General features: G+C 68.7%; 20 protein-coding genes and 1 pseudogene. 5 read left to right on the top strand and 16 right to left on the bottom strand.

Annotated elements, in window-relative coordinates; all coding sequences use genetic code 11:
* Nucleotides 1-5: 5 nt before the first annotated feature.
* Together MQH10_RS23025 and MQH10_RS23020 are read left to right on the top strand one after the other, a co-directional pair.
* Entirely contained in the window at nt 6-686 is a 681-nt protein-coding gene (locus MQH10_RS23025; protein WP_242566325.1) for a DUF484 family protein, read from the top strand.
* Nucleotides 671-1,603 (top strand): tyrosine recombinase XerC, encoded by a 933-nt coding sequence (locus tag MQH10_RS23020; RefSeq protein WP_242566324.1) that lies wholly within the window; start codon nt 671-673, stop codon nt 1,601-1,603. The genes MQH10_RS23025 and MQH10_RS23020 overlap by 16 nt, the downstream gene beginning before the upstream one ends.
* Nucleotides 1,604-1,610: 7 nt before the next feature.
* Here MQH10_RS23020 and MQH10_RS23015 read toward each other — a convergent pair whose 3' ends face one another.
* The 13 genes from MQH10_RS23015 to MQH10_RS22955 form a co-directional block, all read right to left on the bottom strand.
* Entirely contained in the window at nt 1,611-2,774 is a 1,164-nt protein-coding gene (locus MQH10_RS23015; protein WP_242566323.1) for a hypothetical protein, read from the bottom strand.
* Between the two features lie 66 nt (nt 2,775-2,840).
* A complete protein-coding gene (locus MQH10_RS23010) occupies nt 2,841-3,209 on the bottom strand; it encodes a GNAT family N-acetyltransferase (RefSeq protein ID WP_242566322.1) in 369 nt (122 codons plus the stop codon).
* A gap of 62 nt (nt 3,210-3,271) precedes the next feature.
* A complete protein-coding gene (locus tag MQH10_RS23005) occupies nt 3,272-4,177 on the bottom strand; it encodes an alpha/beta hydrolase (protein WP_242566321.1) in 906 nt (301 codons plus the stop codon).
* Nucleotides 4,178-4,287: 110 nt separating this feature from the next.
* The gene (gene lpdA / locus MQH10_RS23000) at nt 4,288-5,688 is read right to left on the bottom strand and encodes a dihydrolipoyl dehydrogenase (RefSeq protein ID WP_242566320.1); all 1,401 of its coding nucleotides are present in this window, start codon (nt 5,686-5,688) and stop codon (nt 4,288-4,290) included.
* A gap of 84 nt (nt 5,689-5,772) precedes the next feature.
* Complete coding sequence (locus MQH10_RS22995) at nt 5,773-6,120, bottom strand: putative signal transducing protein (protein ID WP_242566338.1); 348 nt, start codon at nt 6,118-6,120, stop codon at nt 5,773-5,775.
* Nucleotides 6,121-6,147: 27 nt separating this feature from the next.
* Nucleotides 6,148-6,624 carry a PIN domain-containing protein gene (locus MQH10_RS22990; protein WP_242566319.1) on the bottom strand — a complete coding sequence of 159 codons (477 nt, stop codon included), beginning with the start codon at nt 6,622-6,624 and terminating at the stop codon, nt 6,148-6,150.
* A complete protein-coding gene (locus MQH10_RS22985; protein WP_242566318.1) occupies nt 6,621-6,866 on the bottom strand; it encodes an antitoxin in 246 nt (81 codons plus the stop codon). The genes MQH10_RS22990 and MQH10_RS22985 overlap by 4 nt, the downstream gene beginning before the upstream one ends.
* A gap of 57 nt (nt 6,867-6,923) precedes the next feature.
* Nucleotides 6,924-8,147, bottom strand: a complete 1,224-nt coding sequence (odhB, locus tag MQH10_RS22980; protein ID WP_242566317.1) for a 2-oxoglutarate dehydrogenase complex dihydrolipoyllysine-residue succinyltransferase — start codon at nt 8,145-8,147, stop codon at nt 6,924-6,926.
* 57 nt (nt 8,148-8,204) lie between these two features.
* Nucleotides 8,205-11,156 (bottom strand): 2-oxoglutarate dehydrogenase E1 component, encoded by a 2,952-nt coding sequence (locus tag MQH10_RS22975; protein ID WP_242566316.1) that lies wholly within the window; start codon nt 11,154-11,156, stop codon nt 8,205-8,207.
* 78 nt (nt 11,157-11,234) lie between these two features.
* Nucleotides 11,235-12,113 (bottom strand): succinate--CoA ligase subunit alpha, encoded by an 879-nt coding sequence (gene sucD, locus MQH10_RS22970; protein WP_242566315.1) that lies wholly within the window; start codon nt 12,111-12,113, stop codon nt 11,235-11,237.
* Nucleotides 12,113-13,312: an ADP-forming succinate--CoA ligase subunit beta gene (gene sucC / locus MQH10_RS22965; RefSeq protein ID WP_242566314.1), complete on the bottom strand. Its 1,200-nt coding sequence runs from the start codon at nt 13,310-13,312 to the stop codon at nt 12,113-12,115. The genes sucD and sucC overlap by 1 nt, the downstream gene beginning before the upstream one ends.
* Nucleotides 13,313-13,454: 142 nt before the next feature.
* The gene (locus tag MQH10_RS22960; RefSeq protein ID WP_242566313.1) at nt 13,455-16,832 is read right to left on the bottom strand and encodes a trifunctional glycoside hydrolase family 18/polysaccharide deacetylase/glycosyltransferase family 2 protein; all 3,378 of its coding nucleotides are present in this window, start codon (nt 16,830-16,832) and stop codon (nt 13,455-13,457) included.
* A gap of 101 nt (nt 16,833-16,933) precedes the next feature.
* Nucleotides 16,934-17,482, bottom strand: a complete 549-nt coding sequence (locus MQH10_RS22955; protein ID WP_242566312.1) for a DUF2306 domain-containing protein — start codon at nt 17,480-17,482, stop codon at nt 16,934-16,936.
* A gap of 94 nt (nt 17,483-17,576) precedes the next feature.
* On the opposite strand from MQH10_RS22955, the gene MQH10_RS22950 reads away from it, so the two are divergent.
* The gene (locus tag MQH10_RS22950; RefSeq protein ID WP_242566311.1) at nt 17,577-18,386 is read left to right on the top strand and encodes a LytTR family DNA-binding domain-containing protein; all 810 of its coding nucleotides are present in this window, start codon (nt 17,577-17,579) and stop codon (nt 18,384-18,386) included.
* On the opposite strand, the gene MQH10_RS22945 is transcribed toward MQH10_RS22950, so the two are convergent.
* Complete coding sequence (locus MQH10_RS22945) at nt 18,340-18,969, bottom strand: DUF2306 domain-containing protein (protein ID WP_242566310.1); 630 nt, start codon at nt 18,967-18,969, stop codon at nt 18,340-18,342. The two genes, MQH10_RS22950 and MQH10_RS22945, sit on opposite strands and share 47 nt — an antisense overlap.
* A gap of 205 nt (nt 18,970-19,174) precedes the next feature.
* On the opposite strand from MQH10_RS22945, the gene MQH10_RS22940 reads away from it, so the two are divergent.
* Complete coding sequence (locus tag MQH10_RS22940; RefSeq protein ID WP_242566309.1) at nt 19,175-19,393, top strand: hypothetical protein; 219 nt, start codon at nt 19,175-19,177, stop codon at nt 19,391-19,393.
* Here the strand turns inward: MQH10_RS22940 and MQH10_RS22935 are convergent.
* The gene (locus tag MQH10_RS22935; protein ID WP_242566308.1) at nt 19,390-20,376 is read right to left on the bottom strand and encodes a malate dehydrogenase; all 987 of its coding nucleotides are present in this window, start codon (nt 20,374-20,376) and stop codon (nt 19,390-19,392) included. The two genes, MQH10_RS22940 and MQH10_RS22935, sit on opposite strands and share 4 nt — an antisense overlap.
* A 153-nt stretch (nt 20,377-20,529) precedes the next feature.
* On the opposite strand from MQH10_RS22935, the gene MQH10_RS22930 reads away from it, so the two are divergent.
* On the top strand, nt 20,530-20,949 hold the full coding sequence (locus tag MQH10_RS22930; protein WP_242566307.1) for an HIT domain-containing protein: 420 nt from the start codon (nt 20,530-20,532) through the stop codon (nt 20,947-20,949).
* Here MQH10_RS22930 and MQH10_RS22925 read toward each other — a convergent pair.
* A pseudogene (locus MQH10_RS22925) lies at nt 20,946-21,510 on the bottom strand (hypothetical protein); the annotation flags it as partial. The gene MQH10_RS22930 and the pseudogene MQH10_RS22925 overlap by 4 nt on opposite strands.

Raw genomic sequence — 21,510 nt, 5'->3', positions numbered from 1 at the left:
GGAACATGATGGATCTGGGCGCCAAGCCGAAGGACCAGGAATTGGCGGCCGACGCGGTCCGCCAGTTCCTCTGCGAGAACCCGGACTTCATCTCCGCCGACCCCGCCCTGATGACCGAGCTGGGGCTCAAGCCCCAGGCCGCCAACGTGGTCGAGTTCGGGCCCGCGGCTCTGGCCCGGGTGCATGAGGCCCACAAGCGTGAGTCCAAGGCGCGGAAATATCTCGAGGCCACGGCCCGGGCCAATTTCGCCGCCCAGGCCCAGACCCACGGCGCCGTGGTCGATCTGCTGGATTCCCGCAACCACGCCGACCTCGCCCGCCGGGTCGATGACCTGGCCCAGCTGCGCTTCGGCCTGGCCGCCGGCGTCGTCGCCCTGGAGGGTCCCGACCGCACCCCGGCCGGCTGGCGCGTCCTGGCCGAAGGCCAGATCGACCAGGTGATCGGCCACCAGCAGGTCGCCCTGATGGGCTTCCAGCCCACCGCCCTGCCGCTGTTCGGCCCCCGCGCCGGCGACATCAAGTCCATCGCCATGGTCCGCATGGCGGTCTGGGAGCCGGCCCGCACCGGTCTTCTGGCGTTCGGCTCGGCCGACCCCCAGGGCTTCACCGAGGACATGGGCGCCGAACTGGTCGCCTTCCTGGCCCGGGTGGTGGAGCGCACGGCGGAGCGATGGCCGGTTCTTTAGCGAAGACGGCGCGAGAGGCCCTCCAGCTCTGGCTGGGGCACCTGGCCCAGGAGCGCCGGGCCTCGCCGCGCACGGTCGAGGCCTATGCTCACGCCGGCCAGCGCTACATCGGCTTCCTGGAGCGCCACCGCGGCGAGAGCCTCAGCCTGTCGGACATGGGCGGGATCACCGCCGGCGAGATCCGCGCCTTCCTGGCCCATCTGCGCCAGGGCGATCATCCGCTGTCGCCCCGGTCCATGTCCCAGGCCCTGTCGGCGATCCGCACCTTTCACCGCTTCCTCGACCGCCGCCACGACACGCCCAATCCCTATCTGGCCATTGTCCGCGGCCCCCGGGTGAAGCCCTCGGCCCCGCGGCCGATCACCGAGGACCAGGCCCGCGGCCTGCTCGCCGAGCCGGGCCTCGATCCCGATCGCGAGGACTGGGAGGCGGCCCGCGACGCCGCCGTGCTCACCCTGCTCTATGGCTGCGGTCTGCGGATCTCCGAGGCCATGTCGCTGAAGCGGTCCGACGCGCCCCTGCCCGCCGCGATGCGGATCACCGGCAAGGGCTCCAAGACCCGCATGGTGCCGGTGCTGCCGGCGGTGCAGACGGCGATCGCGGCCTATCTGGCCGAACTGCCCTATGCGCTGGGGCCCGATGACGCCCTGTTCCGCGCAAAGCGCGGCGGGCCCCTGAGCCCCCGTCACGTGCAGGCCACGGTGCAGACCCTGCGAGGCCGGCTCGGCCTGCCGGCCAGCGCCACGCCACATGCGCTCCGCCACTCCTTCGCCACCCATCTGCTGGGCGCCGGGGCGGACCTTCGCTCGATCCAGGAGCTTTTAGGCCACGCCTCGCTGTCCACCACCCAGCGCTATGCCGACGTCGACGCCGAGAGCCTGCTCTCAGCCTATGCCAGCGCCCATCCCCACGCCTGACGGCGTCTCAGGATGACGCCGTGCAGGCGGTCACATCCGCCCAGGGCGCGCCGAAGGCGCCCCTATGCAGGCGCGGGCAGACCACCTGGCCTTGATCCAGGGCGTAGTACTGATCATGCGAGATCTTCAGCTCATGGCGCGGGGGATAGGGGCCCCAGGCGGACAGGATCGCCTGATAGGTCACGTGGCGCGTCCCTGAGGCCTTGAGGTCGAGGACCGTCGCCCGATAGGCCGTCGCCCCGGCCGCGTCGAGATCCACGTCGGCGGCCATGGGCAAGCTCCAGCCATAGGCCAGGGCGGCGGCGGCCAGCACGATCAAGGCGCGCGGCGAGGTCAGCGCCTTGCGATCGACCAGCAGCAGGACCGCCGCGAGCAGGACGCACAGCGCCAGCACGGGCGCCGGGAATTGCGCGCCGCCCACGAAATTCACATCCATCAGCACCCTGAACGGCAAGGCCGCCGCCGGCGTCATCAGCCCCGCCGCAGTCGGGCGGGGCGAAGATGATGGCGGCTGGATCGTCGCCACCCCCCGCGACGCCAGCACCAGGATCACCGCCAGGGGCGGGCAAAGCGCGCCGAGCAGCATCAGCCAGGGCGGCGGGAAATCCCACAGCAGCAGGATGAAGGTCAGGCCGAAGCCGGCGATGTTGAGAGGCTTGAGCAGGCGGGTCCACCGATCGAGGCGCGCCTGGCGGACCTCGACGGTGTCGCCGTAGGCGGGATCGGCCAGGAACGCCTCGAGATCTCCCTCCGAGTCCGCGGCGAACAGGTCGGGAATGGTCTCCAGCCAGACCCCGAGCGCATCGCCGGGCCGGGCCTGCCGGATCAGGACGCCCTTTCCGGGCGGCTGGGCTTCCAGCCAGACCCAGCGGGGGAAGGGCCGGCGGAAGCCCTTCAGGTCCCGGCAAGCGATGTTGCGCTCGCCCAGGGGGCCCTTGATGACGATATGATCCGGCCAAAGCTCGAGGGTGCGTCGGCTCACGGCGAAGTGGACGCCGAACGCCGCCACGACGGCTGCGGCGCCGAGCAAGATCAGCTCGCCGCGGACACCGCCCAGGATCAGGCCGATCAGGCCGGCGCCCAGAGCCAACAGCAGCCAGATGAGAGAGCTGTTGCGCCCCTCGAACACCTGCCAGAAGCCCACCCGATAGATGACCGGCTGCTCCGCCATGCCACACCCTCCCCCAGACCCCGGCATCATGGCGAAACCGGCGCGAGCTGCAACTGGGGGTGCGCGCTAGGTCCGCGCCATCCGCACCCAGGCCACGCCGCCCTCCCAGGGGTCTGCGCCGCGCTCGACCACCCGGAAGCCTTCGCGGCGATAGAAGGCCTGGGCGCGGCGGTTCTTGGCCTGGCACTTCAGGGAGAGGCCGCCGGCCGATTCCTCGGTCACCCGCGCCAGCAGGGCCTGGCCGGCGCCGCACCCCCGCTCGCTGACATAGAGCGAGTGCAGGAAGTCGCCCGGCCGGTGATAGGCCGCGAACCCGACGATGCGGCAGTCGGTGACGGCCACATAGATCTCCTCCTCGCGGGCGTCGCGCAGGAAGTCCTGGGCGTTGTGACGCCAGGCCGGCAGCCAGGTGAAGGTGTCGCGCAGCACCCGCACATAGAGCGCCGCGCAGATCGGCTGCTCGCCCCAGCGGATCAGTCTGACCTGGCCCGCGAAGCTCAGCTGAGCCGCTCCGCGATCCAGCTCCCGCCCTTGGCGATGGCGGCGCGGCCGGCGCCCAGGAAGCCGTAGAAGGCGTGCCAGACGTGGATCATCTCCGGCCAGACCTCCAGCGTCACCGGCACGGCGGCCAGGCCGGCGCGCTCGGCCACGGCCAGGGCGTCGGACAGCAGCACCTCCTCCGAGCCCACATGGATCAGCATGGGGGCCAGGCCCGTGAAGTCGGACCGGATCGGCGAGGCCAGGCCGTCATCGGCCTTGCCGCCCAGATAGGCCGCGGCGAATTCGGCGAGCGCCGCGCCGGTGATCATGGGGTCCGTGGCGAGCTTGGCCTCATAGGACACGCCCGTCGGCGTCATGCTGGCCCAGGGGCTGATCAGGAACAGGCCGGCGGGCTGGGGCAGGCCCGCGGCGCGGGCGGCGAGCGCGGTGGCGAGCGTCAGGCCGCCCCCGGCGCTGTCCCCGGCGATGACGATCTTGGCGGCCGCGAAGCCCTCGTCCAGCAGGGCCTTGTAGGCGGCCAGCGCATCGTCCACCGCCGCCGGATAGGGATCTTCCGGCGCCATGCGGTAGTCGGGGGTGACGGCGACGGCGCCGGCGGAGTGAGCCAGCTGGGCGGTCAGGCCGCGATGGCTGCGCGGGCTGCCCAGGCAATAGCCGCCGCCATGCAGATAGAGGATGACCTTGGTCGGATCGGCGCCCGGCGGGGTGTGGCGCTCGGCGGGCCGTCCCGCGAAGGTGACCGCCTCATAGACGTGGCCTTCCGGCAGGGGGGCCATGTCGCCGAAGGCGTCCATGCCCGGCCGACGCTCGGCGAAGGTCAGGCCCTCGGTCGCCGGCGCATCCGGCATGGCGGCCAGAAGACCTCGCACCGCCGCGATCTCAGGATCTTTCCAGTCGGCCATCGTCATTCCCCCGGTATTGTTTGGGGGAGCCTAGCGCGGAATCCGCCGGGGGCGAGAGAGGGTTCGCGAGATTCCACCCAGGGCGGTCAGAATCTCGCGACCAGAGAAACCTAGGCCTGCATGGTCCAGTTATCGACGCCCATGGCCGCCTGCTTGCCGGCTTCCGAGCGGGTCGGGTGCGGGTGGCAGGTGCGGGCGACATCCTCGGCGGCGGCCTTGAAGGCCATGGCCACGCAATATTCGCCGATCATTTCGCCGACCTGGGGACCGATCATGTGGACGCCCAGGATCTCGTCGGTCTTGGCGTCGGCCAGCACCTTCACGAAGCCGTCGGTCTCGTGATTGATCTTGGCGCGGCTGTTGGCGGTGAAGGGGAACTTGCCGGCCTTGTAGGCCACGCCGGCCTCCTTCAGCTGCTCCTCGGTCTTGCCGACCCAGGCCACTTCGGGGGCGGTGTAGACCACGCTCGGGACCAGGTTGTAGTCCACATGGCCGTACTTGCCGGCGATCAGCTCGATCACGGCGACGGCGTCCTCTTCGGCCTTGTGGGCCAGCATGGGGCCAAGGATCGCGTCCCCGATCGCCCAGACGCCGGGCGCCGAGGTCTTGAAATGGTCGGTCTCGATGAAGCCGCGCTTGTCCGGGGTGATCCCGACATTCTCCAGGCCCAGGCCGAAGGTGAAGGGCCGCCGGCCGATGGCCAGCAGCACATAGTCGGCCGTGATGGTCTCGGCCTCGCCGCCAGCCACCGGCTCGACGGTCAGGCTGACGCCGGTCTTCGACGCCTTGGCGCCCGTGACCTTGGCGCCCAGCTTGAACTTCATGCCCTGCTTGGTCAGGGCCCGCTGGAAGGTCTTGGCGGTCTCGGCGTCCATGCCGGGCGAGATGCGGTCCAGGAACTCGACCACGGTGACCTCGGCGCCCAGGCGGCGCCACACCGAGCCCAGCTCCAGGCCGATGATGCCGGCGCCGATCACCACCAGGGACTTCGGCACTTCCGGCAGCGACAGCGCACCGGTGGAATCGACGATGCGCTTATTGTCGACCACCACGCCCGGCAGGCCGGACGGCTCCGAGCCGGTGGCGATGACGATGTTCTTGGCTTCCAGCACGGTGACCGAGGCGTCCTCGGCGGTCACCTCGACCTTGCCCGGACCGGTGATCTTGCCCATGCCCCTGATCCAGTCGACCTTGTTCTTCTTGAACAGGAACTCGATACCCTTGGTCAGAGCCGTCACCGACTCGGCCTTCTGGGCCATCATCTGCACCAGGTTCAGCTTGGGCTTCACCTCGATGCCGAGGGTGGCGAATTCCGAGCCCGCCGCGGCGGCGTAGAGCTCGGAGGCGTGCAGCAGGGCCTTGGACGGCATGCAGCCGACGTTCAGGCAGGTGCCGCCCAGCGTCACCCGCTTCTCGACCACGGCGGCCTTCAGCCCCAGCTGGCCGGCGCGGATGCCGGCGTTGTAACCGGCGGGGCCGCCGCCGATGATGATGACGTCGTATTGGGCCATGAGCCTCGGATCCAGGTGGAAGACTTGCCGCGGAGATATAGGCGTTTTCGGTGCGATGCGAGGCGGCCAGACCAGAAACTTGGCTCAATCGGCGGGATCGTCGCCCAGGCGGTCAAATCGCCGCGGGCGCAGAGGTGCAAAGCCTCCCATGCATAGGCTGAGCAGGAGGGATAAACACATCCAGATCGCCGCCTCGGCGGGCATGAGCGGTTCAAGCCGCGAAGGCTGAGCGCGACGATCGGCCAGAAAGGCGCGTACATCCCGCGCATCGGCCTCAGGAACCCATAGGCGCACGCCGCCCAAGGCGAACAACAGATGGCCCAGGGCCTGAACGCCGCCCTCGTTCTGGACCAGTACTGGAATCCCCGACGCTCTTATGGCCGACGCGGCGACCTGGGCCTCGGGCACGTCGAAATATCTGGCGACTTCCACCAAGGCCATCAGAACGCTCGCTCAGGTTTAGTCCTGATCCTGCCCCGACTTGAACTGGCGCGCCAGGGCCTCCTCTGAGTATTCCCGCACGCCGTCCGGACTAGACCAGTCGAGGAGCCTCAAGCCCTTCACCCGAAGAAATTCCCAGACCTTGGCGGTCACGACCGTCCAACCGCGATTGAAGGCCTGGCCGGCGATCAAGGTGTCGAAGGCCCCGATGCCCTTGCCCTCTCGTTCAAGCTCCATGCGCACGCGCGCGGCCGCCATGGCGTCCTCGGCGGTCCAGGACTCCACCTCGATCGCGGAGACCAGGGCGTTGATCCGCTGGAGATGGAATTCGGGCCGGGCGCTGCGCAGCGCACCGAACGCCAGCTCGTTGAGGACGATGCTTGAGATGACGGCCCGGTCTCCGGCCGCCCGGGCCTCATCCAGCCGCAGCCGATAGTGCGGCGCGGTCCCCCGCAGCAGCTCGATCACCACATTGGTGTCGAGGCTGAGGATCATGTATCGAAATCCACAGCCGCAGGTGGCTCCGGTTGCGCCGCACGGTCCGGAAACGGCTCACCGCCGAGATGGTCCAGCTCCGCCCAGAGCGAGGAGAAGTCTGGGCGGACAGGCTCCAGGATCACCCGGTCGCCCTCCTTGTGGATGCGGACTTCCACGCCTTCGAACCGGAAGGCCTTAGGCAGGCGCACGGCCTGGCTGCCGCCATGGGTGAACAGCTTGGCTTTTTGGTGCGAGCCCACGACGATCTCCGTATCTACACGTAGTAGATACGGAAAATCGCCCAGGATTCAAGTGGCCTACAGGTCCAGCAGCAGGCGTTGCGGGTCCTCGATGGCTTCCTTGACCTTCACCAGGAAGGTCACGGCGCCCTGGCCGTCGACGACGCGGTGGTCGTAGCTGAGCGCCAGGTACATCATCGGGCGGATCACCACCTGGCCGTTGATGGCCATTGGCCGCTCCTGGATCTTGTGCATGCCCAGGATGCCGGACTGCGGCGGGTTCAGGATCGGCGTCGACATCAGCGAGCCATAGACCCCGCCGTTGGAGATGGTGAAGGTCCCGCCCTGCAGGTCCTCCATGGCCAGCTGGCCGTCGCGGGCCTTCTTGCCGAGCGCGCCGATCGACTTCTCGATCTCGGCCAGGCTCATGGCGTCGGCGTCGCGGACCACGGGGGTCACCAGACCCTTCTCGGTGCCGACGGCGACCGAGATGTCATAGTGGTTCTTGTAGATGATGTCGGTGCCTTCGATCTCGGCGTTGACGTCCGGCACGCTCTTCAGCGCCTGGACCACCGACTTCACGAAGAAGCTCATGAAGCCCAGCTTCACGCCGTGGCTCTTCTCGAAGACGTCCTTGTATTGGTTGCGCAGCGCCATGACGTTGGTCATGTCGACCTCGTTGAACGTCGTCAGCATGGCCGCGGTGTTCTGGGCCTCCTTCAGCCGGCGCGCGATGGTCTGGCGCAGGCGGGTCATGCGGACCCGCTGTTCGCGCTCGTGAATCTCGCGCGGCGCGGCGGGGGCGGCGACCACGGCCGGCGCATTGGCGCGGGCCTCGAGCGCGGCCAGAGCGTCGCCCTTGGTCACCCGGCCGTCCTTGCCCGATCCGGCGATGGCGCCGGCGTCGAGATTGTTCTCGGCCACGATCCGCTGGGCTGAGGGCGCGAGCGGGGCGGCGGCGGCGGGCGCGGCCTTCGGTGCAGGGGCGGGAGCCGGCGCAGGCGCCGGAGCGGGCTTGGGGGCTTCGGCCTTGGGCGCCGGAGCGGCGGCGGGCTTGGCGGCGGCCGCGCCCTCGGTCACGCGACCAAGGATCGCGCCGGGCTCGACGGTGGCGCCCTCCTCGGCCGAGATCGATTCCAGCACCCCGTCGGCGGGGGCGGCGACTTCCAGACTGACCTTGTCGGTTTCAAGCTCGACCAGGATCTCGTCTTTCCTGACCGCCTCGCCCGGCTTCTTCGCCCAGCGCGCCACCGTCGCTTCGGTGACGGACTCGCCCAGGGCGGGCGTCATGATGTCGGCCATGGATAGTGTCTTTCTGTCTCTCGGAGTTGGGGAGGATTCTTGTTGTTCTGGTTGGTCTTAGGCGAAGGCTTCGGCCAGGAAGGCCTGTAGCTCCCGCATGTGACGGCTCATCTGGCCGGCGGCGGTGGAGGCCGAGGCGGGGCGGCCGACATAGCGGGCGCGCTTGGCCTTGACCTTCAGCCGGTCGAGGGTCAGCTCCAGCCACGGGTCGACGAAGGTCCAGCCGCCCATGTTCTTCGGCTCTTCCTGGCACCAGACCAGTTCGGCGTTGGGGAAGCGGGCCAGCTCAGTGGACAGCGACTTCACCGGCCACGGATAGAACTGCTCCAGGCGCATCAGATAGACGTCGTTGACGCCCTTCTCCTCGCGGGCGTCGAGCAGGTCGTAATAGACCTTGCCTGAGCAGAGCACGACGCGGCGGATCTTCTCCGGGGCGACCAGCTCGACCGTGGTGTTGCGCTTGCGCTCGGCGTCGTCGTGCAGGACGCGGTGGAAGGACGAGCCCTCGGCCATGTCGACCAGGCGCGAGACCGCCTTCTTGTGCCGCAGCAGCGACTTCGGCGTCATGATCACCAGCGGCTTGCGGAACTCCCGGCGCATCTGCCGGCGCAGCACGTGGAAATAGTTGGCCGGGGTCGAGCAGTTGACGACCTGCAGATTGTCCTCGGCGCAGAGCTGCAGATAGCGCTCCAGGCGGGCGGAGGAGTGCTCCGGACCCTGGCCCTCATAGCCGTGCGGCAGCAGCATCACGAGGCCGCTCATCCGCAGCCACTTGCGTTCGCCCGACGAGATGAACTGGTCGATCACCACCTGGGCGCCGTTGGCGAAGTCGCCGAATTGGCCTTCCCACAGGACCAGAGTCTTGGGGTCGGCGAGGGAGAAGCCGTATTCGAAGCCCAGCACCGCCTCTTCCGAGAGCGGCGAGTCCAGCACCTCGAAGTGGGCCTGACCGGGCCGGATATTGGCCAGCGGGGTGTAGTGCTCCTCGGTGGTCTGGTCGATCAGGTCGGAGTGGCGCTGCACGAAGGTGCCGCGCACGCTGTCCTGGCCGGCCAGGCGGACCGGGAAGCCCTCGTCCAGCAGGCTGGCGAAGGCCAGGTGCTCGCCGGTGGCCCAGTCCAGGTTCTCGCCGGACTCGATCGCCGCGCGGCGGCCGTCGATGGCGCGCTTGACGGTCTTGTGGACGTCCAGGCTCTCCGGGATCGCGGTGATCTTGTTGCCGAGATCGATCAGCTTCTGCAGCGGCACCGAGGTGTCGCCGCGGCGGTCGTCGCTGTCGGGCAGGGCCAGGCCCGCCCAGGCGCCGTCCAGCCAGTCGGCCTTGTTCGGCTTATAGACCTTGCCGGCCTCCATCTCGCGATCGAGGAAGGCGTCGAATTCGGCGATCCAGCCATCGACCTCCTCGCGGGTGGTCACGCCTTCGCCGATCAGCTGGCGGGTGTAGAGCTCCCGGGTGGTCGGGTGGTCCTTGATCTTGGCGTACATCAAGGGCGACGTCATGGTCGGGTCGTCGCCCTCGTTGTGGCCGAACCGCCGGTAGCAGAACATGTCGATGACGACGTCCTTGCCGAACTGCTGGCGGAACTCGGTGGCGACCTTGGCCACATAGGTGACGGCTTCCGGATCGTCGCCGTTCACGTGGAAGATCGGCGCCTCGACCATCAGGGCCACGTCCGACGGATAGGGAGACGAGCGCGAATATTGCGGGGCGGTGGTGAAGCCGATCTGGTTGTTGACGATGAAGTGGATCGTCCCGCCGGTGCGGTAGCCCTTCACGCCGGAGATGGCGAAGCACTCGGCCACCACGCCCTGGCCGGCGAAGGCGGCGTCGCCGTGCATCAGCAGCGGCAGCACGTGGCTGCGGCCGGCGTCGGTGTTCTCACGCAGCTGGAACGCCTGCTTGGCGCGCGCCTTGCCCAGCACCACCGGATTGACGATCTCCAGGTGGGAGGGGTTGGCGGTGAGCGACAGGTGGACGGAGTTGCCGTCGAAGGCGCGGTCCGAGGAGGCGCCCATGTGGTACTTCACGTCGCCCGAGCCCTCGACGTCGGACGGCAGGGTCGAGCCGCCCTGGAACTCGTGGAAGATCACCTGATAGGGCTTGGCCATCACGGCGGCGAGCACGTTCAGACGGCCGCGGTGCGGCATGCCGATGACGATGTCCTTCACGCCCAGCGCGCCGCCGCGCTTGATGATCTGCTCCAGCGCCGGGACCATGGCCTCGCCGCCGTCCAGGCCGAAGCGCTTGGTGCCGGGGAAGCGCTTGTGCAGGAACTTCTCGAAGCCCTCGGTCTCGATCAGCTTCTTGAGGATCGCGATCTTGCCCTGCTGGGTGAACACGATCTCCTTGTCGCGGCCTTCGATGCGCTCCTGCAGCCAGGCCTTCTGGGCCGGGTCGGAGATGTGCATGTATTGGACGCCGACGTCCGAGCAGTAGGTCCGCTTCAGGATCGCCAGGATCTCGCGGATGGTGCCGGTCTCCAGGCCCAGCACGAAGTCCAGGAAGATCGGCCGGTCATAATCGGCCTCGGTGAAGCCGTAGCTGGCGGGATCCAGCTCGGTCGCGTCGCCGGGCGGGATGTTGATGCCCAGGGGATCGAGATTGGCCCGCAGGTGGCCGCGCATCCGATAGGCGCGGATCATCATGATGGCGCGCAGCGAATCGAGCGTCGCCGCGCGGACCTTTTCAGGACTGGCCTGGGGCGCGCGGGTCTCGATCTTGGCGGCGAGCTTGGATTCCACCGCCGGCCAGAGCCCGTCGATGGCCGAAAGCCAGTCGGGGCGCTGGGCCGGGGCGGTCGCGTGCGTCCAGCCGGGCTTGGCGGCGGCCGCCTTCACCTCGTCGGCGCGGTCCTGCAGGGAGGCGAAGAAGGCCTTCCACGAGGGCTCGACCGAATTCGGGTCGGCCGCCCATTTCGCGTAGAGCCCCTCCACGAATGCGGCGTTGCCGCCGTACAGGAAGGAGGTCTCCGCGAGCACCTCGTTGATCAGACTTCCGTCGTCCGCCATGTCATCCGCTTTCCCGGCGGACCGCGGAGCTTCTGGAAGAGGAGCCGAGCGCGGACCGCCCTACGCTTGAATTGTCTCTCAGGCGCCCTTGAGCACTTCGAGCAGGGTTTCGCCGAGCTTCGCCGGAGACGGCGACACGCGGATACCCGCGGCCTCCATCGCAGCGATCTTGTCCTCAGCGCCGCCCTTGCCGCCCGAAATGATGGCTCCCGCGTGACCCATACGCCGACCCGGAGGGGCGGTGCGTCCCGCAATGAAGCCCACCATAGGCTTCTTAATGGCTGAATTCTTGATGAATTCGGCCGCATCTTCTTCGGCGGACCCGCCGATTTCACCGATCATGATGATCGATTCCGTCTCGGGGTCCTTCAGGAACAGGTCGAGCATGTCGATGAACTCGGTCCCCTTGACCGGGTCGCCGCCGATGCCGACCGCCGTCGTCTGGCCCAGGCCCACATTCGTGGTCTGGAACACGGCTTCGTAGGTAAGCGTGCCCGAGCGGGAGACAACACCCACCGAGCCCTTCTTGAAGATGTTTCCGGGCATAATGCCGATCTTGCAGGCGTCCGGGGTCAGAACGCCCGGGCAATTGGGCCCGATCAGGCGCGACTTGGAGCCGGCGAGCGCGCGCTTCACCTTGATCATGTCGGTCACCGGGATGCCCTCGGTGATGCAGATGATCAGCGGGATCTCGGCGTCGATGGCTTCCAGGATCGAGTCGGCCGCGAAGGGCGGCGGGACATAGATCACGCTGGCGTCGGCGCCGGTCTGCTTGACCGCCTCGCCGACCGTGTCGAACACCGGCAGGCCCACATGGGTGGTCCCGCCTTTGCCCGGGGTCACGCCGCCGACCATCTTGGTCCCGTAGGCGATGGCCTGCTCGGTGTGGAAGGTGCCCTGGGCGCCGGTGATGCCCTGGCAGATGACGCGCGTTTCTTTGCCGATGAGGATGGACATTAGGCGGCCCCCCGCACGGCCTTGACGATCTTTTCCGCGCCGTCAGAGAGATCGTTTGCGGCGATCACGTTCAGACCGGAATTGTTGATGATGTCCTTGCCCTGCTGGGCGTTGGTGCCTTCCAGGCGGACGACGAGCGGGACAGCGAGCCCCGTCTCCTTCACCGCCTCGACCACGCCCTGGGCCAGGATGTCGCAGCGGGCGATGCCGCCGAAGATGTTGACCAGGATCCCCTTCACATTGGGGTCGGCCATGATGATCTTGAACGCCGCCGTCACCTTCTCGCGGGTGGCGCCGCCGCCCACGTCGAGGAAGTTGGCCGGCTCGGCGCCATAGAGCTTGATGATGTCCATGGTCGCCATGGCCAGGCCCGCGCCATTGACCATGCAGCCGATCTCGCCGTCGAGGGCGATGTAGGAGAGGTCGTACTTGGAGGCCTCGATCTCCTTCGGGTCCTCTTCGCTCTCGTCGCGCAGGGCGACGATCTCCGGATGACGGAAGAGCGCGTTGGAGTCGAAGCTGACCTTGGCGTCCAGGACGCGCAGGTGATCATCGGCCGTGACGATCAGCGGGTTGATCTCCAGCATGGCCATGTCCTTGGCCATGAACGCCGTATAGAGCTGACCCAGCAGGGTCGAGGCTTCCTTGGCGAGACCGCCGGTCAGGCCCAGCGACTTGGCCAGGCGGCGACCATGCTCCGGCCAGACGCCGGTGACGGGGTCGATGGAGAAGGTGTGGATCTTCTCGGGCGTGGAGTGGGCCACGTCCTCGATGTCCATGCCGCCCTCGGTCGAGGCCACGACCGAGACCCGGCTCGTTTCGCGGTCGACCAGCAGCGACAGGTAGAATTCCTTGGCGATCGCCGCGCCCTCTTCGATGTAGAGGCGGTTGACCTGCTTGCCCTTGGGGCCCGTCTGGTGCGTCACCAGGACGCGGCCCAGCATCTCGGCGGCGTTGGTCTTGACGTCCTCGACCGACTTGACCACCCGCACGCCGCCCTTGGCGTCGGGGCCCAGGCCCTCGAACTTGCCCTTGCCGCGCCCACCGGCGTGGATCTGGGACTTCACGACGAAAACGGGACCGCCGAGCTTGGTCGCCGCTTCGGCGGCCTCATCGACAGTATAGGCGGCGTAGCCGCGCGGAACCGCCACGCCGAACTCGGAGAGGACGGCCTTGGCTTGATGCTCGTGGATGTTCATGAGTCGCCGAAAAGCGTGGGTTCGAGGGTTCGCCGGGACGGCGAGTGCGCGGGTTTATAGGCGCCCCGCCGCACGGTGGCAACCTGCGTCGCGGTGTCACGTAACGGTAGCCGGAAACCGTTAGACACCGGTGTCAGATGGCTCATCCCAGATGTTTCGTCGCGACGCTGCCGCGGCGCTCCAGCCGGCCCCAGCCGACCCGCGCGCCCTGGATGGCCGAGGCGATCGACTTCATCACCACATAGTACATCAACTGGCGGTAGCCGAACCGCTGGGCGGGCAGCCAGACGAGGTCGCTCCAGGGGGCCTTGCGTTCCAGCGCCATCCCCAGCGCGCCGGCCGAAAGATCCAGGAAGATGAAGGCCGCCCAGTAGAACAGCGGCCGCAGCACATCGTCGGCCGACCACTCCACCGGGTGCGAGATCATGCCATAGACCGAGGTGATGGTGCTCCACACCACCGCCAGGTCGACCAGGGGCGCCACGGCGGTGAGCAGGATCTGGAACAGCCAGATCTGCGGCAGGGCGATGAAGCCGAGGATCGGATGGGCGGTGTTGAACATGCCGGCCCGATGCTTCCATAGGCACTGCAGCGTACCGAACGACCAGCGGAACCGCTGCTTCAGCAGGCCGGCGACGGTGTCCGGCGCCTCGGTATAGGCCCGGGCCTCCGGATCGAACTCAACCCGCCAGCCGGCGCGCTGCACGGCGAGCGTCAGGTCCTGGTCCTCGGCGAGGGTGTCGGCCGGATAGCCGCCGAGGGCGGCCAGCGCCGACTTACGCCAGGCGCCCACGGCGCCCGGCACCACGGTCACGGCCCCCAGGGCGGCGAGCGCGCGGCGCTCCAGGTTCTGGGCGGTGATGTATTCCAGGGCCTGCCAGCGGGTGACCAGATTGACCCGGTTGCCCACCAGGGCGTTGCCGGCCACCGCGCCCACCCGCGCATCGCCGAACCAGCGGGCCAGCTTGGCGATGGTGTCCTTGGGGAACAGGGTGTCGGCGTCGAGCGCCACGATGATGTCGCCCTTGGCCTCGACCAGGCCGCGGTTGAGCGCCCGGGCCTTGCCGCCGTTCTCGAAGGTCATCAGCTTGACCCTGGGCTCGTCGCCATAGGCGTCGCGCACCACCTGAGAGGTGGCGTCCTTGGAGCCGTCGTCCAGGACGATGACCTCCAGCCGCGCCCAGCGCGAGGCCAGGATCCGGGCGATCGAGGAGACGATCACCTTCTCCTCGTTGAAGCAGGGGATCAGCACGCTGACCATCGGTCCCTCTTCGGGGAACACCAGGGGCGGGGTGCGCCCGTCGATCCGGGCCCGATGCACCAGGGCCAGGATCGCCAGCATGGCCAAGCGCAGGACACCCAGGACGATGGCGGTGAGGAACAGGGCCCGCAGCACGATCTCGAAATAGTGGAACAGGCCAAAGCCCATCCGGTCGAGGAACAGTTCGAAGCCGTCGCGGGTCGCCTTGGGCAGGGCCTCCTCGCGGCTCATCCCGGCCAGCTCGTCGACGCTGACGAGGGTGTAGCCATGGGCCCGCAGGGCGTCGATCAGCAGGGGCAGGGCCTGGACCGTGCGGCTGCGGTCGCCGCCGGAATCGTGCAGCAGCAGGATCTGGCCCTGGCGCGGCCCGGTGTCGGACAGGCGGTCCAGCGCCCGCTCGACGATCAGACTGGCGTCCGGCTTCTTCCAGTCGTCGGGGTCGATGCGCAGGCCGACGGTCAGATAGCCCAGCTTCTGGGCGATCAGCAGCGGCGCCACTTCCTGCGGCGTGGACGGCTCGGCGTCGCCGAAATAGGGCGGGCGGAACAGGCGCATGGAGCGCCCGGTGATGGTCTCGAACAGGCGCTGGGTGGCGTTGAGCTCGATCTCGGTCTGGGCGACCGGCGTCTCGCCGATATTGGGGTGGGTCCAGGTATGGCCCCCGACCATCTGGCCCTCGCGCACCTCGCGGGCCACCAGGTTCGGGAACCGCGCCATGTTCTCGCCGATCACGAAGAAGGTCGCCTTGGCCTTCTTCGCCTTCAGGATGTCGAGGATCTTCGGCGTCCAGCGGCTGTCGGGGCCGTCGTCGAAGGTGATCGCCACCTTGCCCGGATGGAAGCCGTACCTCTGGATCACATAGGAGGTGGGCAGGACGTCATAGAATTCGGAATCAATCAGGCCGGTGGGCGGATCGACCGTGAAGGAGCGGCGGCCGGCCGTGGGCTGGGCGGTGACCTTGAGCACCTCGCCATTGCCGTCGAAATTGACGTCCTGGCCCGGCAGGATCTGCTCCAGCCCGGCCGTTGTGGCCTTGCCGTATTCGTGGGGCAGGACGCTCCAGACCCCCGGATCCTCCGAGCCCAGCCGCCACAGGCCGTAGCCCAGGGGCCGGTGGACGTCGCCGACCTTGATCTGGTTGTAGACCGACAGGGCGTCGAGGAACCAGACGGCGTGATTGCGCCCGGTCTCGTCCTGATATCCGTAGGTGGCGTTCAGCGAGGCCTGGTCCATGGCGACCGTCGCCCCGGAATCGTGGGCCGTCTGGGTCGCCTCGTTGAAGGTCACCACCCCGGCCCCGGTCTCGTGGAACTGGCTCTTCAGCGCCCAGTCATAGCCGTAGGAGCCGACCGCCAGGATGGTCCGGCCGGGATCGAGCTGCGACATGGCCTGGGCGACGTGGGTCTGGAACCAACCCTGGGAGGCCGGCGGCCCGGGATCGCCGGTGGTGAAGTGCTCGTCATAGGCCATCAGCACGATGACGTCGGCCGACTGCTGAAGCTTGGCCAGCGGCCAGGAATCGTCGTCGACCGGCGCGGTCAGCCAGACGTCCCGGTCGATGGTGTTCATCGCCTTATCCATCTGGGACAGGAAGGCGGGATAGGCCGCGGCCCCGCGCGGCGACAGGTTCTCCAGGTCGAAGATATAGCCCGCATAGCCCCGGGCCTTGGCCAGGTCGATGAGCGTGGCCACCAGCTTGGCCCGCGCCTTGGGATTGAGAATCAGGGCGTCGGCTTCCGGCCCGTTCCAGGCCGCGTTCTTGGCGTTGAACACCACCGGCATCACGGCGGGGCGATGCTTGGCGCCGGCGATGATCGCCTCGGCGCGGGGGTCGGCGGTGACGTCGACGGAGCCGTCGGATCCGGCGAGCGTGATCCATTGCGGGGCGACCACGTCGAGCTTGTCGACATTGCGGCCGAGGGAGGCGCGCGACTGCTCGTCCCAGGACACATAGAAGCCGACCGTCAGGGGCTTGGCCGGAGTCGGGGTCGGGACGCGGGCGTTATGGCTGCGCACGCCGCGCGGGCGGGGCGACTTGGTCCATTCCAGCTTGCCGCGCAGCCGGTGGGCCGTCTCGACGTGCAGGGCGCGCAGCACCCGGGGGTCGTTGAGCTTGAGGTCCGGCAGCCGGGGCGCAAAGGCCAGGGTGGCGAAAAAGGCGGCCACCAGGGCGGCCGCCAGCGCGACCATCAGGCCGCCAACCAGCCCGGCGCGCTTGGCGCGCCGGCCGCTGGGATCGTGGAAAATATAGTCGGCCATTCAGCAATCCGCCCAGCTTGGCGTGGGCTTATAGCGGAGATCATGGCCGAACCGCGACATCGTTCCTAGGGGGCGGCGCCCCGCGGCGGGGAGGCCGCCGTCTAGCCCATGAACAGGGCCCACATGGTCCGCCCGGGAATGAAGGCGATGAAGGCGTTGATGGCGAATCCGCCGTAGAACAGGCCCATCATGGTGCGGCGGTGCTGAGCGACCTTGTGCCGCCGGGCGGCGAGCACGCCCACCGGCAGGATGATCAGGGTCCAGCCGGTGAGCAGGTGCAGCAGCGACCAGCGCCCGTGGTTCAGGCTGGTGATGAACAGGGACGAGCCGGCCACTAGGCTGACCAGTCCGACCCACATCCAGCCGGCGGTGCGGTGGAAGGTCCGACCCTTGCGCAGGGTCATCAGCGCCGCCCCGACGGCGATGGCGCTGACCGCCCCCAGGATATGCAGCTTGATGGCCAGGGGCAGGCGGGCGAATCGCGCCAGGTCCGGGCCGTGCGGGTGGGCGTGGGCCGCCGCCGCCAGCACCTGGCGCCACACCGGCGCCAGGACGATCACCAGAATGGCGGCGATGGCCACCCAGATCCAGGGTTGGATCCGGGCCAGAAGCCCGGTCCGGGCGGCCGGCGCTTGCGAAACAGACGACATCCTTTATCTCCGTGGAGCTTGAGGCTGGCGCGGCCAGCCCGTTGGCCCCCTGTCTGGAGTCCGGCTTCCCGATGCGCAAAGGCCGATACGCGGGATGACGTCTCAGCTGCGCCAGACACCGGGGGACGCCGTTCGCGCTTCGTCAGCGGACCCCATCACCTGGACCGCGGTCGCGCGGACCCTGATCGGCTCCAGCGTGGTCGGGGGGTTCCTGGCCTTCATCGGCGCCTTCGGCACCATGAGCGCGCCGCTGATCCTTCGCCTGGCCTACACCCTGCCCATGGCCTGGATCGGCGCGATCCTGGGCCTGGTCTGCTTTCGCACCACGGCCCGGCTGCTCCCCCGGCTGAACGCCCGGCGCTGGCTGCAGGGCGTGGTCTCGGCCACCGTCATGACGCCGTTCATGGGGATCTTCGTCTGGGGCTCGACCTATGTGATCCCGCACCGCGGGGCGGTGATGGACGACCTGCCGGCCTATATCGCGGTGACCTTCGTCTGCTGTCAGGGTTTCACCGCCCTGGCGGTCGGCCTGAACCGGCACGCCTATCTCTTGAGCCAGACCGGCGTGCGGGCGACCGACGACCCCACCCCGCCCAAGTTCCTCGAGCGCCTGCCCGTGAAGCTGCGCGGCGCGGAGATCTGGGCGGTCGAGGCCGAGGACCACTATCTGCGGCTCCACACCTCCAAGGGCCAGGACCTGATCCTCCTGCGGCTGGCCGACGCCATCGCCGAGCTGGAGGGCATCGAAGGCGCCCAGGTGCATCGTTCCTGGTGGGTGTCGCGCGCCGCCATCGCCGACGCCCGGCGCGGGGACGGCCGCGCGATCCTGACCCTGCAGGACGGCTCGGAGGTTCCGGTCAGCCGGACCTATGCGAAGCTGCTGCGCGAGCAGGGCTGGATCTAGCCAGCCAGAGCTCGGCGGCGACAAGGTTCGGGACCCAGCACAGGAACGAGATCGCCCGGTAGGTATCGTCGTAGCCGAACGGCGAGAGGAAGGCGAAGGGCAGGTAGAGCCGAAGCGTCACCGCCGCCAGAGTCAGCGCGAAGCTGCGGATCATCCAGCGCTCGTGCTCGGCGAAGCGGCGCTGGGTCGCGCGGCGCCAGGCCCGCGCCGTCGTGAAGATCCACGCCACCGCCAGCAGGCCGAACCCCGCCGTCGAGATCGGACCGGTGCGGGCGCCGAAGGCCAGGACCAGGCCCGCCGCCCCCGCGGCCAGGCAGCAGGTCACATAGACCTTGCCCAGGGCGCGATGCAGCCCCGGCCGGGTTCGCCGCAACCCAGCGAAGAACTGGAACGGCCCGAGGATCAGGGCCGTGCCCGCGAAGCCGGCGTGCAGGGTCAGGACCCCCAGGGCGGTGAACCGGTTGGCCAGGATCGGCGGCGCGAGGCCCGGCCCGTTCGGGATGAGATAGCGGTAGGCGGCCAGGCCCATCGCGACCGACAGCGCCAGGATGATCCAATGCCCGGCCCCCGCGCGTGGGCTCAATCCTCGTCCTGCCGCGACCATGCTTCGCTTCCCCTCCGAACTTCCGCAGGAAGCAAAACCCATCGACCGCCGTTTGGCCCGTTACGTTTTCGTATGACGACTATGCGCCGCCCCCAAGCCTGTCGGTTCGGCGAACGGGACGTTCAGGCGCAATTCAGCCTGGAGGGCGGAGTCTCTCCGTCCTGGGCTTGGAAGGGCGGCGGCGATGTCGGGATTGAGATCGGCTTTGATCTTCGTGGCGGGCGGGGCGACGGCCCTGATCTGCGCCGGCGTGACGCTGTGGGGCGTCCATGAGGCCCGCAGACCCGATCCCGAGGCGATGTTCACCGCGGGCGCCCTGGATACGGCCGGGCGATATGATCCCCTGCCGTGGACCGCGGGCGACAGTCACTGCCGCCCGCGTCACGTCTGGAGCCTGGGTTAGGCCAGGAGGTCCTTGATGGTCTCGCGTTCGCCGACCAGCTCGTCATTGGTGATGGCGATCTTCGACTTGGCGAAGTCGTCCATCTCGTAGCTCTCGATCACCTCGAAGCCGCTCGCCGTGGTCTTCACCGGCATGCCGGCCCAGACGTCGGGGTTGAAGCCGTAGCGGCCTTCCGACTTCACCGCCACCGAATGGATCTTGCCCGGGGTGACCAGGTCGTGGACGTGGTCGATCAGGGCGTTGGCGGCCGAGGCGGCCGAGGACAGGCCGCGGGCCTCGATGATCGCCGCGCCGCGCTTGCCGACGGTCGGCAGATAGTCGTTCTTCAGCCAGGCTTCGTCGCCGATCACGTCGGCGGCGGCCTTGCCGCCGATCTTGGCGTGGGTGAAGTCGGCGAACATGGTCGGCGAGTGGTTGCCGTAGATGAACAGGTCCGAGACCTCGTTGATCGACACGCCGGCCTTCTTGGCCAGCTGGGCGCGGCCGCGGTTCTCGTCCAGGCGCACCATGGCGGTGAAGCGGTCGGACGGCAGGCGCTTGGCCTGGGCCGCGGCGATCATCACATTGGTGTTGCAGGGGTTGCCGACCACGGCGACGCGGGCGTCATCGGCGGCGACCTTGTCGATGGCCTGGCCCTGGGCGATGAAGATCTTGCCGTTGTCCTTCAGGAGGTCGGCGCGCTCCATGCCGGGACCGCGGGGCTTGGAGCCCACCAGCAGGGCCCAGTTGACGTCCTTGAAGGCGACTTCGGCGTCGCCGGTCAGGACCATGTCCTGCAGCAGCGGGAAGGCGCAGTCTTCCAGCTCCATGGCCACGCCCTTCAGCGCCTTCTGCGGACCTTCGACCGGGATTTCCAGCAGCTGCAGGATCACCGGCTGGTCCGGGCCCAGCATGGCGCCCGAGGCGATGCGGAAAAGGAGGGCGTAGCCGATATTGCCGGCGGCGCCGGTCACCGCGACGCGGATCGGCTTCTTCGTGCTCATGGTGCTGCTCCAGATGCTGCGGGCGGGGTCTGCCGTCCAAGAGAGGTGGCGGGTGCGTAGCTCAAGTCAGGCGCCTGCTGCAATGCCGCATAATGGGCGCCGGCTCTGCCGGAGGGGCTTTGCGCCCGCCCTGGCCCGTGTTCAAGCTGGCCGATGCTCCAGATCGATCCCGCCTTCCTGGCCACCTCGGAACCCCTGGGCGAGCTGTCGCTCTGCCACGCCCGCCTGCAGACCGATGCGCGCTATCCCTGGATCGTGCTGATCCCGCGGGTCGAGGCCGCCCGCGAGCTCGAGGACCTGATGACCCCCGACCAGGGCCGGCTGATGACCGAGATCATCCGCGCGGGCCGCGCGGTCCGGACCCTGGGCGAGGCCCTGGGCCTGCCGGTCGACAAGCTGAACGTCGGCGCGCTCGGCAATGTGACGCCGCAGCTGCATGTCCATGTGCTTGGCCGCCATCGCGCCGATCCCGCCTGGCCCGGCCCGGTCTGGGGCCACAGTCCGGCCGAGCCCTATGATCCCGACGTCCTGGCCTATGCGGTCGAGACCGCCCGCCGCGCGCTCGGCCTCTAGTTTCGCTTCATCGAGACGTCGCGCCGGTCGCCCTGTTCGACCAGGTCGCCGGACCAGTCGCCATTGCCCTGCTGGGTCAGGGTCAGGACCGCCCGGGCGCCGCTCGCGCGGATCTGGAACCGGGCGGTGATCTGGCCGCCATAGCGCTGGATGTCGTCGACGAAGCCGGAGGCGTCGGCGGCGCCGCGCCGCCGCGGATCGCGCCAGGCGCCTTCCAATATGCCGTTGTTCTTGTCGACGAGCTGCAGGTCGTAGAGCTCCGCCCCCTGGCTGGAGCGCACCACCCAGTGGCCGTCCAGCGCACCCTGCATGCCCTGGGCCGAGGCGAAGGAGCCGCGGATCCGGGCCTCATAGTTCAGGTCCGTCGGGGTGGGCGGGCCGTCCGGGGTCTTGCCGACCTCGTCGATATGGACCGGCGCGGACAGCTGGGGCCGGGGCGGCCGGGCGTAGGAGATCGGCGGCGGGGGCGAATAGGGCTGGGGCGTCGTCTGGGCCGGCGGCGGCGCGGTGGCGGCCTGGGGCGCGGTCGAAATGGGGGGGCGGTCGCGATCGGCGCCTGGG

This window comes from Phenylobacterium aquaticum (genome assembly GCF_022695515.1).
Lineage (GTDB): Bacteria > Pseudomonadota > Alphaproteobacteria > Caulobacterales > Caulobacteraceae > Phenylobacterium > Phenylobacterium aquaticum.
Note: the sequence above shows the minus strand (reverse complement) of the source record. Positions and strands in the feature narration are given on the sequence as shown.

What these genes read in the sequence shown, in the direction of transcription:
- MQH10_RS23025 (WP_242566325.1), top strand. Translation starts at nt 6, where the DNA reads ATGATGGATCTGGGCGCCAAGCCGAAGGACCAGGAATTGGCGGCCGAC.
- MQH10_RS22960 (WP_242566313.1), bottom strand. Translation starts at nt 16,832, where the DNA reads ATGGCCGACTATATTTTCCACGATCCCAGCGGCCGGCGCGCCAAGCGC.
- MQH10_RS22930 (WP_242566307.1), top strand. Translation starts at nt 20,530, where the DNA reads ATGCTCCAGATCGATCCCGCCTTCCTGGCCACCTCGGAACCCCTGGGC.
- MQH10_RS22990 (WP_242566319.1), bottom strand. Translation starts at nt 6,624, where the DNA reads ATGATCCTCAGCCTCGACACCAATGTGGTGATCGAGCTGCTGCGGGGG.
- MQH10_RS23015 (WP_242566323.1), bottom strand. Translation starts at nt 2,774, where the DNA reads ATGGCGGAGCAGCCGGTCATCTATCGGGTGGGCTTCTGGCAGGTGTTC.
- MQH10_RS23005 (WP_242566321.1), bottom strand. Translation starts at nt 4,177, where the DNA reads ATGGCCGACTGGAAAGATCCTGAGATCGCGGCGGTGCGAGGTCTTCTG.
- sucC (WP_242566314.1), bottom strand. Translation starts at nt 13,312, where the DNA reads ATGAACATCCACGAGCATCAAGCCAAGGCCGTCCTCTCCGAGTTCGGC.
- MQH10_RS22935 (WP_242566308.1), bottom strand. Translation starts at nt 20,376, where the DNA reads ATGAGCACGAAGAAGCCGATCCGCGTCGCGGTGACCGGCGCCGCCGGC.
- odhB (WP_242566317.1), bottom strand. Translation starts at nt 8,147, where the DNA reads ATGGCCGACATCATGACGCCCGCCCTGGGCGAGTCCGTCACCGAAGCG.
- MQH10_RS23020 (WP_242566324.1), top strand. Translation starts at nt 671, where the DNA reads ATGGCCGGTTCTTTAGCGAAGACGGCGCGAGAGGCCCTCCAGCTCTGG.
- sucD (WP_242566315.1), bottom strand. Translation starts at nt 12,113, where the DNA reads ATGTCCATCCTCATCGGCAAAGAAACGCGCGTCATCTGCCAGGGCATC.
- MQH10_RS22950 (WP_242566311.1), top strand. Translation starts at nt 17,577, where the DNA reads ATGACGTCTCAGCTGCGCCAGACACCGGGGGACGCCGTTCGCGCTTCG.
- MQH10_RS22940 (WP_242566309.1), top strand. Translation starts at nt 19,175, where the DNA reads ATGTCGGGATTGAGATCGGCTTTGATCTTCGTGGCGGGCGGGGCGACG.
- lpdA (WP_242566320.1), bottom strand. Translation starts at nt 5,688, where the DNA reads ATGGCCCAATACGACGTCATCATCATCGGCGGCGGCCCCGCCGGTTAC.
- MQH10_RS22955 (WP_242566312.1), bottom strand. Translation starts at nt 17,482, where the DNA reads ATGTCGTCTGTTTCGCAAGCGCCGGCCGCCCGGACCGGGCTTCTGGCC.
- MQH10_RS22975 (WP_242566316.1), bottom strand. Translation starts at nt 11,156, where the DNA reads ATGGCGGACGACGGAAGTCTGATCAACGAGGTGCTCGCGGAGACCTCC.